This window comes from Luteimonas campi, assembly GCF_051162505.1.
Classification (GTDB): Bacteria; Pseudomonadota; Gammaproteobacteria; order Xanthomonadales; family Xanthomonadaceae; genus Luteimonas.
In genome coordinates, this window is the sequence record NZ_JBNWEM010000001.1 from 510,675 (window position 1) to 523,380 (window position 12,706).

The 12,706-nt window shown below is 70.0% G+C and carries 15 protein-coding genes; 14 read left to right on the forward strand and 1 reads right to left on the reverse strand.

Going from position 1 to position 12,706, the window contains the following annotated elements; translation table 11 throughout:
* Positions 1-224: 224 nt before the first annotated feature.
* The gene (locus ACQYVW_RS02355; RefSeq protein ID WP_434933206.1) at positions 225-566 is read right to left on the reverse strand and encodes a HesB/IscA family protein; all 342 of its coding nucleotides are present in this window, start codon (positions 564-566) and stop codon (positions 225-227) included.
* A gap of 102 nt (positions 567-668) precedes the next feature.
* Here ACQYVW_RS02355 and asnS point away from each other — a divergent pair, with 102 nt between their 5' ends.
* The 14 genes from asnS to ACQYVW_RS02425 all read left to right on the forward strand — a co-directional run bounded on the left by asnS (position 669) and on the right by ACQYVW_RS02425 (position 12,685).
* Positions 669-2,069, forward strand: a complete 1,401-nt coding sequence (asnS, locus tag ACQYVW_RS02360) for an asparagine--tRNA ligase (protein ID WP_434945922.1) — start codon at positions 669-671, stop codon at positions 2,067-2,069.
* Positions 2,070-2,088: 19 nt separating this feature from the next.
* Positions 2,089-2,394, forward strand: coding sequence for a hypothetical protein (locus ACQYVW_RS02365; protein ID WP_434933239.1), 306 nt, complete (start codon positions 2,089-2,091; stop codon positions 2,392-2,394).
* Positions 2,391-2,711, forward strand: a complete 321-nt coding sequence (locus ACQYVW_RS02370; protein ID WP_434945923.1) for a hypothetical protein — start codon at positions 2,391-2,393, stop codon at positions 2,709-2,711. Before ACQYVW_RS02365 ends, ACQYVW_RS02370 begins: the two co-directional genes overlap by 4 nt.
* A gap of 77 nt (positions 2,712-2,788) precedes the next feature.
* Complete coding sequence (locus ACQYVW_RS02375) at positions 2,789-3,409, forward strand: FMN-binding negative transcriptional regulator (protein ID WP_434933203.1); 621 nt, start codon at positions 2,789-2,791, stop codon at positions 3,407-3,409.
* Between the two features lie 12 nt (positions 3,410-3,421).
* Positions 3,422-4,207, forward strand: coding sequence for an SDR family oxidoreductase (locus ACQYVW_RS02380; protein WP_434945924.1), 786 nt, complete (start codon positions 3,422-3,424; stop codon positions 4,205-4,207).
* Between the two features lie 99 nt (positions 4,208-4,306).
* Positions 4,307-5,119 carry an endonuclease VIII gene (gene nei / locus ACQYVW_RS02385; protein ID WP_434933289.1) on the forward strand — a complete coding sequence of 271 codons (813 nt, stop codon included), beginning with the start codon at positions 4,307-4,309 and terminating at the stop codon, positions 5,117-5,119.
* 58 nt (positions 5,120-5,177) lie between these two features.
* A complete protein-coding gene (locus ACQYVW_RS02390) occupies positions 5,178-6,605 on the forward strand; it encodes an aldehyde dehydrogenase (RefSeq protein WP_434945925.1) in 1,428 nt (475 codons plus the stop codon).
* A 28-nt stretch (positions 6,606-6,633) separates the two neighbouring features.
* Positions 6,634-7,296 carry a carbonate dehydratase gene (gene can / locus ACQYVW_RS02395; protein WP_434933286.1) on the forward strand — a complete coding sequence of 221 codons (663 nt, stop codon included), beginning with the start codon at positions 6,634-6,636 and terminating at the stop codon, positions 7,294-7,296.
* On the forward strand, positions 7,296-7,754 hold the full coding sequence (locus tag ACQYVW_RS02400; RefSeq protein ID WP_434933283.1) for a RidA family protein: 459 nt from the start codon (positions 7,296-7,298) through the stop codon (positions 7,752-7,754). The genes can and ACQYVW_RS02400 overlap by 1 nt, the downstream gene beginning before the upstream one ends.
* Positions 7,751-8,299: a 3-hydroxyanthranilate 3,4-dioxygenase gene (locus tag ACQYVW_RS02405; RefSeq protein WP_434933281.1), complete on the forward strand. Its 549-nt coding sequence runs from the start codon at positions 7,751-7,753 to the stop codon at positions 8,297-8,299. Before ACQYVW_RS02400 ends, ACQYVW_RS02405 begins: the two co-directional genes overlap by 4 nt.
* Before the next feature lie 114 nt (positions 8,300-8,413).
* Entirely contained in the window at positions 8,414-8,875 is a 462-nt protein-coding gene (locus tag ACQYVW_RS02410; RefSeq protein WP_434933280.1) for a bacteriohemerythrin, read from the forward strand.
* A gap of 65 nt (positions 8,876-8,940) precedes the next feature.
* Positions 8,941-9,966, forward strand: a complete 1,026-nt coding sequence (locus ACQYVW_RS02415) for an amidohydrolase family protein (RefSeq protein ID WP_434933279.1) — start codon at positions 8,941-8,943, stop codon at positions 9,964-9,966.
* 63 nt (positions 9,967-10,029) lie between these two features.
* A complete protein-coding gene (gene kynU, locus ACQYVW_RS02420; protein ID WP_434933278.1) occupies positions 10,030-11,316 on the forward strand; it encodes a kynureninase in 1,287 nt (428 codons plus the stop codon).
* A 10-nt stretch (positions 11,317-11,326) separates the two neighbouring features.
* Entirely contained in the window at positions 11,327-12,685 is a 1,359-nt protein-coding gene (locus ACQYVW_RS02425) for an FAD-dependent oxidoreductase (RefSeq protein ID WP_434945926.1), read from the forward strand.
* Positions 12,686-12,706: the final 21 nt, after the last annotated feature.

Here is a 12,706-nt window from a genome sequence, read left to right on the forward strand (position 1 = left end):
GTGGAGCAAGGCCCCTGCAGACGCGGGCCGCAGGGAGCCGCGCATTATGGCGGATCAATGGCTTGCGAGCAAGGCGGTGGCGCCAAGGCCGGGCCCTGCCGACCCCAGGCGCGCCACCTCCGGTCTCCCGACGGCCGGGACAAGCGGAGCGCGGGCTGCCGGGCCGCAATGCGTGGTGTCGTTCCGGCGAAAGCCCGCAGCCGATGCCCCGAACGGTGCGGCGCTCAGGCCGCCCGGTCGGCGTCGGTCGTGAAGCTCTCGCCGCAGCCGCACTCGGCCGCCGCCCGGGGGTTGTCGAACACGAACTCGTGGTTCAGGCCCTTGCGCACGAAGTCGATCGTGGTGCCCTCGACCATCGGCTGGCTGGCGGCATCGACGTAGATGCGCACGCCGTCCTGTTCGCTGACCGCGTCGCCTTCGCGCACATCGCGCGCAAGTTCCACCTCGTAGCCCCAGCCCGAGCACCCGGTCTTCCTCACTCCGAAACGCAGTCCGAGCGCATCGGGGCTGCCGGTCAGAAACTGGCGGACACGTTCGAGGGCGGGGGGCGTGAGCTGGATGGCCATGACGTGATTCTAGCGCGGGGTGCCTGAAGAAGGCCTTTGAGGGGTCTGCAGCACGGTAAACTGTGCGTTCCGATATCGGCCCCTCTCCGCAGGATTCAAGGCATGACGGTTACCAGCGTCGAACACGCGCTCGCGGGCAGGATCCCCGCCGGCGGCGAAGTCACGGTCCGTGGCTGGGTACGCACCCGGCGCGACTCCAAGGCCGGGCTGAGCTTCGTCAACGTCAGCGACGGTTCCTGCTTCGCGCCGATCCAGGTGGTGGCGCCCGCCACCCTGTCGAACTACGAGGACGAGGTGAAGCGCCTCACCGCAGGCTGCGCCGTCGTCGCCCGCGGCACCCTGGTGGCCTCGCAGGGCCAGGGCCAGAGCTTCGAGATCCAGGCCGAATCGATCGAGGTGGTCGGCTGGGTGGAGGATCCGGAGACCTATCCGATCCAGCCCAAGGCGCATTCGCTGGAGTTCCTGCGCGAGGTCGCGCACCTGCGTCCGCGCACCAACCTGTTCGGGGCGGTCACCCGCATCCGCCACTGTCTGGCCCAGGCCGCGCACAGGTACTTCCACCAGAACGGCTACTACTGGATCAACACCCCGATCATCACCACCTCCGACGCCGAAGGCGCCGGACAGATGTTCCGTGTCTCCACCCTGGACCTCGCCAACCTGCCGCGCAACGACCGCGGAGAGGTCGACTTCTCCCGGGACTTCTTCGGCAAGGAAGTGTTCCTGTCGGTGTCGGGCCAGCTCAACGTCGAGGCCTTCGCGCTGTCGATGGGCAAGGTCTACACCTTCGGCCCGACCTTCCGCGCCGAAAACAGCCACACCACGCGCCACCTGGCCGAGTTCTGGATGATCGAGCCGGAAATCGCCTTCGCCGACCTGGCCGAGGACGCGCGCGTGGCCGAGGACTTCCTCAAGCACCTGTTCCGCGCGGTGCTCGACGAGCGCGGCGACGACATGGCCTTCATCGCCGAACGGGTGCAGAAGGACGCCATCAGCCGGCTGGAGAAGTTCATCAACGCGCCGTTCGAACGCATCGAGTACACCGATGCGGTGGCGCTGCTGCAGAAGTCGGGGCAGAAGTTCGATTTCCCGGTCGAATGGGGCCTGGACCTGCAGACCGAACACGAGCGCTGGCTGACCGAACAGCACGTCGGCCGCCCGGTGGTGGTGACCAACTATCCCGAGCACATCAAGGCCTTCTACATGCGCCTCAACGACGACGGCAAGACCGTCGCGGCGATGGACGTGCTGGCGCCGGGCATCGGCGAGATCATCGGCGGCAGCCAGCGCGAGGAGCGCCTGGACGTGCTGGACGCGCGCATGGACCAGTTCGGCCTGGACCGCGAACACTACGCCTGGTACCGCGACTTCCGCCGCTACGGCACCGTGCCCCACGCCGGCTTCGGCCTCGGCTTCGAGCGGCTGATCGTGTACGTGTGCGGCCTGTCCAACATCCGCGACGCGATCCCCTACCCGCGCGCACCCGGCACCGCGGAGTACTGAGGTGCTGTTGTCCGAACCGATCGTGCTGTTCGCGGCGCTGTGCTTCATCGGCATCGCGATCGGCGGGATCACGGCCTTCGTGATCTTCTGGCCGCTGTCGCTGGTGCACCTGCGCGACCGCCATCCCGAGATCCATGCCGGACTGGGTTCCGGCCCCTTCCTCGGCCGCAAGTCGCTGCGCTGGCTGCTGGGCGGCGGCTATCGCGAAGTGCACGACGCGCAGTTCACCGGCCTGGCCACGCCTGCGCGCATCTCGGCCTTCGTCATCCTCGCCGCGCTGGCCGCGTCGGCCATCCTCTGGCTCTGGGCCCTGGTGCTGAAGTGAACGATCGATCCCCTCCCCACGTACTCGAACAATGGTGGCTGGCCAGCCTCGGCCGCACCGTGGTGTGGGCGCGGCTGCGCGTGCGCGAGGCGGGCACGGCCGAAGTATTCGACAGCGACGGCAACAGCCTGGTCTACGACAGCGAGGACACCGCGCGCGCCATGCTGATGGACGCGGAATTCGTCGCCTACGACGGGCTCGACGAAGACGACGCGCTGCAGCGCGGCTTCTCCCTGACCGAGGTCGCACCACCGGCCGGCAACGACGAGGCTGCACTGCGGCCGCGCATGGTGCAGTCGCTGGGCAAGCGGGCCTGAGGCTCCCGGCGCTGCCAGAACCTGGGCCGCGCCGCGATGCAGGCGTCCCGGACGTGCGGATGCCCTAAGATCGGGCCATGTACGCCCCGCGCGCCTTCGCCGAGACCGACCTCGCCCAGCTCGACGCGCTGCTGGCGGCCGACCCCTTCGTCACCCTCGTGACCGTCGACGCCGAGGGCGCGCCCTTCGCCAGCCATCTGCCCGTGCTCTACCGCCGCGAAGGCGAACGCGTGCTCGTCGAAGGCCACTGGGCGCGACCGAATCCGCAGGCAGGCCACCACGGTCCCGCCCTGCTGATCGTGCATGGCCCCCATGCCTACGTGTCGCCGGGCTGGTATCCCGACAAGGAAGCGGCCGCGCGCGTGCCGACCTGGAACTACGCCGTCGCGCACCTGTCCGGCCAGCTGCAGCCGTACCGGGACGAGGACACGCTGGCCGACCTGGTCTCGCGCCTGAGCGACCGCTTCGAGGCGAGCGTGGGCCAGTCGTGGCGCTTCGAGCCCGACCGCGACGACCATCGCCGGCAGTTGCGCGGCATCGTCGGCTTCCGGTTCGAACCCGAACGCATCGCGCTCAAGTTCAAGCTCAACCAGAATCATCCCGTCGCCAACCGCCTGGCGGTGGCCGATGCGCTCGCGACCGGCGCCACCGTCGACAGCCAGGCGGTGGCGCGGCTCATGCGCGACCGCCTCGACTGAACAGGAACTCCGATGGATCTCGATCTCACCGGCCGCCACGCCCTGGTCTGCGGCGCTTCCGAGGGCATCGGGCGCGCCGCGGCGCGCGAACTGGCACTGCTCGGCGCCGACGTCACCGTGCTGTCGCGCCGTGCGCCGGCGCTGCAGGCCGTGGCCGATGCCCTGCCCCGCAGCGGCGCGCAGCGCCATCGCGTGCTGGCGGCCGACGTCTCGCAGCGCGACGCGCTGCGCGAGGCGGTCGCCGCGCTGGGCGAAGAGGCCCCGGTGCACATCCTGGTCAACAATACCGGGGGCCCCCCGGGCGGCCCGGCGCTGGACGCCACGGAGGCGGCCTTCCTCGACGCCTTCAACCACCACCTGCTGGCCAACCACGCACTGGTGCAGACGGTGGTGCCGGGGATGAGCGCGGCGGGCTGGGGCCGCATCGTCAACGTGGTCTCGACCTCGGTGTACGAGCCCATCGCCGGCCTGGGCGTGTCGAACGCGATCCGTGGCGCGGTGGCAGGCTGGGCCAAGACGCTGTCGCGCGAACTGGCGCCGGCCGGGATCACCGTCAACAACGTCCTGCCCGGCTACACCGATACCGCACGCATCGACCAGATCCTGGCCGACCGCAGCGCGGCCAGCGGCAGGTCGCGCGAACAGGTACTGGCCGCGATGCTGGCCAGCGTGCCGGTCGGGCGCATGGCCCGGCCCGAGGAAACCGGCGGCGTGATCGCCTTCCTGTGCTCGCCGGCGGCCGCCTATGTGACCGGCGTCAGCCTGGCGGTGGATGGCGGGCGGATGCAGTCGATTTGAGAGCCGGGATTGGGGATTCGAGATTGGGGATTGGAAGAGCGGCGAGCGCCAGGCCTGTGTTTTGTCCAATCCCGAATCCCGAATCCCGGTCCCCACCCGATGCCCGAAGGTCCTGAAATCCGGCGTGCCGCCGACCGCCTTGCTGAGGCGGTGGTTGGGCAGCCGCTGGTGTCGGCGTGGTTCGCGTTTCCGGCTCTCAAGCGGCACGAAAAGACGTTGCTCGGGCGGCGCATCCTCGCCATCCAGCCGCACGGCAAGGCCCTGTTGACCCGCTTCGACCACGGCTGGACGCTGTATAGCCACAACCAGCTCTACGGCGTCTGGAAGATCTGCGACGCCGGCCAGCGCCCTCAGACCACGCGCTCGCTGCGGGTGGCGCTGGACACCGCGGAACGCGCGATCCTGCTCTACTCGGCCTCCGACATCGCGATGTGGCGCGACGAGGACCTGCATCGTCATCCGTTCCTGGCCGGACTGGGCCCGGACGTGCTCGATCCCGCGCTGGACGCGGCGGCGGTCGCGGCGCGCCTGCGCTCGCCCGCCTTCGCGCGGCGACGCCTGGACAGCCTGCTGCTGGACCAGGGCTTCCTCGCCGGCATGGGCAACTACCTGCGCGCGGAGGTGCTGTTCGAGGCCGGCATCGCGCCGGGGCGCCGACCCCTCGAGCTGGCCGATGCCGAGGTCGCGCGGCTGGCGAGCGCGCTGCTGGCGGTACCCAGGCGCAGCTACCGCGCGCGCGGCATCGAACCGGCGCGCGGGATGCGCGCGGACTATCTCACCGACACGCCGGACGGCTTTCGCTTCCAGGTGTTCGATCGCGAGGGCGAGCCCTGCCCCCGCTGCGGCGCGCGGGTCGTACGCAGCCAGACCGCGGGCCGACGGATGTACGCCTGCCCGGAGTGCCAACGCTGACGCGCGGGCCCGGCCGCCGGTCGACACGGCCGCACGGCGGGCGGAGTAAGCTGGCCCGATGAAACGCTGCCTGCACCTGATCGGAGGCGCGTCGCGCGAACCCGCCTCCGGCCGCTGGCTGGATGTCCATGAGCCCGCCTCCGGCCGCGTCTTCGCGTGCGTGGCCGACGGCGATGCCAGCGATGTCGCGGCCGCCGTGGACGCCGCCGCGGCGGCAGCCCCCGCCTGGGCCGCGCTTCCCGCCGATGCCCGCGCGCGTTGGCTGGAGCGCCTGGCCGATGCGCTGGAATCCCGGGCCGAACTGTTCGCCCAGGCCGAATCGCGCGACGCCGGCAAGCCGATCGCCCTGGTGCGCGAGATCGAGATCCCGCGCGCGGTGGCCAACCTGCGCTTCTTCGCGCATGCCGCCACCCAGTTCGCCAGCGAATCGCACCACGGCCAGGCCGGGCTCAACTACACCCTGCGCCAGCCGCTGGGCGTGGTGGGCACGATCTCGCCCTGGAACCTGCCGCTGTACCTGCTGACCTGGAAGATCGCCCCGGCGCTGGCCGCCGGCAACACGGTGGTCGCCAAGCCGTCCGAGGTCACGCCGCTCAGTGCGGCCATGCTCGGGGAACTGGCGATGGACATCGGCTTGCCGGCCGGCGTGCTCAACATCGTGCACGGCCGCGGCTCCGGGGCCGGCGAGGTGGTCGTCGCGCACCCGGACGTGCGTGCGGTCTCGTTCACCGGCAGCACCGCCGTGGGCCGGCACATCGCCGCCCTGGCCGCTCCGCAACTGAAGAAGCTGTCGCTGGAACTCGGCGGCAAGAACGCCACGGTGGTGTTCGCCGACAGCGACTGGCAGGACCACCTGGACACCCTGGTGCGCTCGGCTTTCCAGAACAGCGGCCAGATCTGCCTGTGCGGTTCGCGCATCCTGGTCGAGCGCGGCATCGCGCGCCAGTTCAGCGAGGCGTTCGTCGAATGCGTGCGCGCACTGCGCATTGGCGATCCGGTGGATCCGGACACGCGCTTCGGCCCGCTGGTCTCGCAGGCCCATTTCGACAAGGTGACCGCGGCGCTGGCGCGCGCGCGCGCGGAAGGCGGTCGCATCCTGTGCGGCGGTCATGCGCTCGACCGACCCGGCTGGTTCGTCGAGCCGACCGTGATCGAGGGCCTGGGGCCGGAATCGGACACCAACCGCCAGGAGATCTTCGGGCCGGTGGTCACCCTGCAATCCTTCGACGACGAGGAGCACGCGCTGCGGCTGTCCAACGCGGTGGACTACGGGCTCTCGGCCTCGCTGTGGACCCGCGACCTCGACCGTGCCCACCGCCTGGCCGCATCCATGCGGGTGGGTATCGTCTGGATCAACAGCTGGATGTTGCGCGACCTGCGCACGCCCTTCGGCGGCAGCGGGCACTCCGGGCTGGGACGCGAAGGCGGCATGGAGGCCATGCGCTTCTTCACCGAACCCAGGAACGTCTGCATCGCTTTGCGATAATGGCGGCGACCCCGCCACTGGACCCGCGATGAGCCGACTCGACGAACTGCTGCAGAAGAACGAAGCCTGGGCTTCACGCATCGAGGCCGAGGACCCGACCTTCTTCCAGCGGCTGTCGAAGCTGCAGACGCCCAAGTTCCTGTGGATCGGCTGTTCCGACTCGCGGGTGCCGGCCAACCAGATCGTGGACATGGCCCCGGGCGAGGTGTTCGTCCACCGCAACATCGCCAACGTGGTGGTGCACACCGACCTCAACTGCCTGTCGGTGATCCAGTTCGCGGTCGATGTGCTCAAGGTCGAACACATCCTGGTGGTGGGCCACTACGGCTGCGGCGGCGTTCTCGCCGCGCTGGACGGGATGCGCGTGGGCCTGGCCGACAACTGGATCCGCCACGTCAAGGACGTGGCCAACCGCCACAGCGACGTGCTGGAGGGTATCGACGAACACGCGCTGCGCCACGACCGGCTGTGCGAACTCAACGTACTCGAGCAGGTCACCAACGTCTCGGAGACCACGATCGTGCGCGATGCCTGGTCGCGCGGGCAGCCGCTTCACGTCTACGGCTGGGTCTACACCCTGCGCGACGGCCGCGTGCACGATCTGGGGCTGGACGTCGACAGCGAGCAGGCGCTGGCCGAGCAGTACGCGCCAGCGCTGGAGCGGATCCGCACGGACCGGGAGGACCGCTGATGGCGGGCGCCGGCATCCGCGCGACCGCGGCGCCGGCGCCGGTGGGCCGATATCCGCACGCGCGCCGCGCCGGCGGGCTGCTGTTCCTGTCGGGCATCGGCCCGCGCGACCCGTCCAGCAATGCGGTGCCGGGCAACGTCCACGATGCGGACGGCAGGCTCGTCGCGCACGACATCGTCGCCCAGGCGCATGCGGTCTTCGCCAACGTCCGCGCGGTGCTCGAAGCCAGCGGTGCGCGCTGGGAGGACCTGGTCGACGTGACCGTGTACCTGACCGACATGGCCGGCGATTTCGCCGGCTACAACGCGGTCTGGGCGGAGTACTTTCCCGACCCGTCCACCGCTCCCTGCCGCACCACCCTGGGCATCGACGCGCTGCCCACGCCGATCGCGATCGAGCTCAAGTGCGTCGCCGCCCTGTCGCCGCCCGGCATGGCCGGGCAGGAGAACCCGCCGTGATCCCTGCACCTCTGAACTTCCAGCGCTGGATCGAAGACAACCGCCACCTGCTCAAGCCGCCGGTCGGCAACAAGTGCATCTACGACGGCGAATTCATCGTGATGGTGGTCGGCGGGCCGAACGCGCGCACCGACTACCACTTCGAGGAAGGCCCGGAGTGGTTCTACCAGCTTGAGGGCGAAATGGTGCTGCGCATCCAGGAGGATGGTCGGGTACGCGACATCCCGATCCGCGCCGGCGAGACCTTCCTGCTGCCGCCGCGGGTACCGCACTCGCCGCAGCGCGCGGAAGGCTCGATCGGCCTGGTGATCGAGCGCAGGCGCCTGGCGCACGAGGACGACGGCCTGATGTGGTTCTGCGTGCAATGCAACGCGAAGCTGTACGAGGAGTTCTTCCACCTGCAGGACATCGAACAGGATTTCTTCCGCGTGTTCGAGACCTTCTACCGCAGCCAGGACCTGCGCACCTGCAAGCATTGCGGCCACCTCAATCCGCGGCCGTCGCGCTACGAGATGCAGGCCGACTCCCAGGCCGACATCACCTGAGTGGCCCCCGGCCTGCACGGCTGGGGTGCCGACGGGTTTGATCGCGATCAATGCTGCGCCGCGACGGCCGGCGCACAGTCTGCCTGGACGCAACGCGCGACAGGGGACGACACCGTGGCACTTCTGACCTGGCAGGACAGCCTCAATACCGGCATCGACATCATCGACAGCCAGCACCAGCGCATCGTCGAGATGATCAACCACCTGCACGTTGCGCAGAAGTCCGGGTCGAGAGCCGCGATCACCGAGGTGATCGACGAGATGGTCGACTACACCCTGTCCCACTTCGCTTTCGAGGAGGAGCTGATGGAAGAGGCCGGCTATCCGTTCTGCGCCGCGCACAAGCGCGTGCACGAGGTGTTCGCCAGGCGCGTGGCGGAGATGCGGATGCGCTTCGAGGCAGGCGAGGACGTGGTCGGCGAACTGCAGGGCATGCTCTCGCGCTGGCTGTTCAACCACATCCGCAACGACGACAAGGCCTACGCCGACCAGGTCAAGCAGCACCTGAACCTGTTCGTGCGCGAGCACCAGCAGGGCGGCTGGCTCAAGCGCACGGTGCACCGCCTGTTCGGCTGAAGCCGGGCGGCAGCGTTGCCGCACTGCGGCGCGCCCGCCGCGCCGACAGTGCCTACAATCGGGCGATGCTCAGGATCGACATCCACGCCCACTACCTGCCCCGCGACTGGCCGGACCTGGCGCGCAAGTACGGCGAGGCCCGATTCCCGGTGATCCACCACACCGAGGACGGCCGCCACCGGATCTACAAGGACGGACGCTTCTTCCGCGAGATCTGGTCGCGCACCTGGGACGCGCGCGAGCGCATCGACGACTACGCCCGCTTCGGCGTGCAGGTGCAGGTGATCAGCACCGTGCCGGTGATGTTCAGCTACTGGGCGCGGCCCCAGCACGCGCTGGAGCTGCACCAGGCGCTCAACGACCACATGGCCGCCACCTGCCGCGACCATCCGCGCCACTACGCGGGCCTGGGTACCGTGCCGCTGCAGTCGCCGCGGCTGGCGGTGCAGGAACTCGAGCGCTGCGTCGACCAGCTGGGGCTGCAGGGCGTGCAGATCGGCTCGCACGTCACCGGTCCGGACGGCAGCCACTGGAACCTGGACGCGCCCGAGCTGTTTCCGTTCTTCGAGGCTGCCGCCGACCTGGGCGCGGCGATCCTGGTGCATCCCTGGGACATGATGGGCACCGACACCATGCCCAAGTACTGGCTGCCCTGGCTGGTGGGCATGCCTGCCGAGCAGTCGCGCGCGGCCTGCTGCCTGGTGTTCGGCGGCGTGCTGGAGCGTCTGCCGAAGCTCAAGATCTGCATGGCCCATGGCGGCGGCAGCTTCCCCTACACCATCGGCCGCATCGAGCACGGCTTCAACATGCGCCCCGACCTGGTCGCCACCGACAATCCGCACAATCCGCGCGAGTACCTGCGCCGCCTGTACTTCGACTCCTGGGTGGCCGATCCACGCGCACTGCGCTACCTGCTCGACACCTGCGGCGTGGACCGGGTCATGCTCGGCACCGACTACCCCTTCCCGCTGGGCGAGCAGGAGCCTGGCGCGGGCATCGAGCAGCTCGATCTGGCCGATCCCGACCGCGCGCGCCTCTACCACGGCACCGCGCTGGAGTGGCTGGGCCTGCCGGCTTCGCGCTTCGCCTGACATGGTGCGCGTCGTCCACCGCCCGGATCCTCACCCGCCGGAACTCGGTCCTACAATGCCCGCATGAGCGACCTGTACGACGACCAGCACGCCCGCCACCTCGACGCGGCCGATCCCCTGCCCAGCCTGCGCGATGAGTTCCTGCTGCCGCGCCACGGCGAGGCGGAGCAGGCCTACTTCTGCGGAAACTCGCTGGGCCTGCAGCCGCGCGGCGCGCGGGCGCATGTGGAACAGGTGCTGGAGAAATGGGCGACCGAAGCGGTCGAGGGCCATTTCACCGGCCAGGCGCAGTGGATGCCCTACCACGAGCTGGTGCGCGAACCGCTGGCTGAGGTGGTGGGCGCCCAGCTCGGCGAGGTCGTGGCGATGAATTCGCTCACCGCCAACCTGCACCTGATGATGGTGAGCTTCTTCCGCCCGCAGGGCGAACGCAACGCGATCCTGGTCGAGGCCGGCAGCTTCCCCTCCGACCGCTACGCAGTGGAGTCGCAGCTGCGCTTCCACGGCCTGTCGCCCGAGCAGTCGCTGATCGAGGTGACGCCCGACCAATCCACCGGCACGGTGTCGATGCAGGCGATCGAGCGTGCGATCGTCGAACACGGCCCGCGCCTGGCGCTGGTGCTCTGGCCCGGCGTGCAATACCGCACCGGGCAGGCCTTCGACCTCGCCGAGATCAGCCGCATGGCGCATGCCGCCGGTGCGATCGCCGGCTTCGACCTGGCGCACGCGGCGGGCAACCTGCCGCTCGCGCTGCACGACAGCGGCGCCGATTTCGCCGTGTGGTGCCACTACAAATACATGAACGCGGGGCCGGGCGCGGTCGCCGGCTGCTTCGTGCATGCACGCCATGCGCACAGCGATCGGCCGCGCTTCGCCGGGTGGTGGGGCCACGAACAGGCCACGCGCTTCCGGATGGGGCCGCAGTTCCTGCCCACGCCCGGCGCCGAGGGCTGGCAGCTGAGCAACCCGCCGATCCTCGCCCTGGCACCGCTGCGCGCCTCGCTCGAGCTGTTCGCGCGCACCGGCATGCCGGCGCTGCGCGCGAAGTCCGAACGCCTCACCGGCTATCTCGAGGCCCTGGTCGATGCCCGGCTGCGCGACACGCTGGAAGTGGTCACGCCGCGCGATCCGGCGCAGCGCGGCTGCCAGTTGTCGCTGCGGGTGATTCGCGGCCGCGGCCTGGCCGGACGCGACGCCGGACGCGCGCTGTTCGAGCATCTCGGCAGCCAGGGCATCGTTGGCGACTGGCGCGAGCCGGACGTGATCCGGATCTCGCCGGCGCCGCTGTACAACACCCATGCCGACGTCCTGCGCTTCGCGACCGCGGTCGAGCAGTGGCGCTCGGCGTGAGGACCACCCCATGAACACACCCAACCCGCGCCACATCACCATCATCGGCGCAGGACTCGCCGGCACCCTGCTCGCCACCCTTCTCGCCCAGCGCGGCTGGGCGGTGGACGTGTTCGAGCGCCGCGGCGACCCGCGCCTGCATGGCTACGCTGGCGGGCGCTCGATCAACCTGGCGTTGGCCGAACGCGGCCTGCACGCGCTGCGGCAGGCCGGCGCCGACCCCGGCGTGATGCGCCAGGCGGTGATGATGCGCGGGCGCATGGTGCATCCGCTGGGCGGCCAGCCCGAGCTGCAGCGTTACGGGCGCGACGACAGCGAGGTGATCTGGTCGATCAGCCGCGGCGAGCTCAACATCGTGCTGATCGAGGCCGCCGAGGCGGCGGGCGCCACGCTGCATTTCGACCGCCGCCTGGAGTCGGTGGACTTCGACGCGCGCACGATGCGCGTCTGCGGCGACGGCCACGACCAGGCCATCCCCTTCCACAGCCTGGTCGGCGCGGACGGCGCGGGATCGACCCTGCGCCTGCAGATGATGCGCCACGCAGACCTCGGCGAGCGCACCGAATGGCTGGACCATGGCTACAAGGAGCTGGAGATTCCGCCCGGTGCCGGCGGCCGCTTCCGCATCGAAGCCAATGCCCTGCACATCTGGCCACGCGGGCACTACATGTGCATCGCCCTGCCCAACGACGAACGCACCTTCACCGTCACCCTGTTCATGCCGCATGCCGGCCCCTACCCCAGCTTCGAGACCGTGCCCGATGGCGCGGCGGCGCTGGCGCTGTTCGAGGAGCAGTTCGCCGACGCCGTGCCGCTGATCCCGATGCTGGAGCAGGACTACGATCGCAATCCCATCGGCACGCTCGGCACGCTGTACCTCGAGCGCTGGCACGTCGACGGGCGCGCGGTGCTGCTGGGCGATGCCGCCCACGCCATGGTGCCCTTCCACGGCCAGGGCATGAACTGCGCCTTCGAGGACTGCGTCGCGCTGGCCGACCACCTGCAGTCCGCGCCCGACATCGCCAGCGCCTATGCGGCGTTCGCCGCGCAGCGCATGCCCGATGCCGCGGCCATCCAGCACATGGCGCTGGAAAACTATCTGGAAATGCGCGACCGCGTGGACAACCACGACTACCGCCTGCAGCGCGCCCTCGAACTGCAGTTGCAGGAACGCCATCCCGGGCGTTTCATCCCGCACTACAGCATGGTCACCTTCATGCGCATCCCCTATTCGCTGGCGCTGGCGCGCAGCGAGATCCAGCGCGCGATCCTGGTGCGGGCGACGCAGGGGCTGGGGTCCCTGGACGAGGTGGACTGGCCAGCGATGGATGCGGAGGTGCTGCGCAGGCTGACGCCCATCGCCGACTGACGGCGCGCCGCTCGGCGGGGC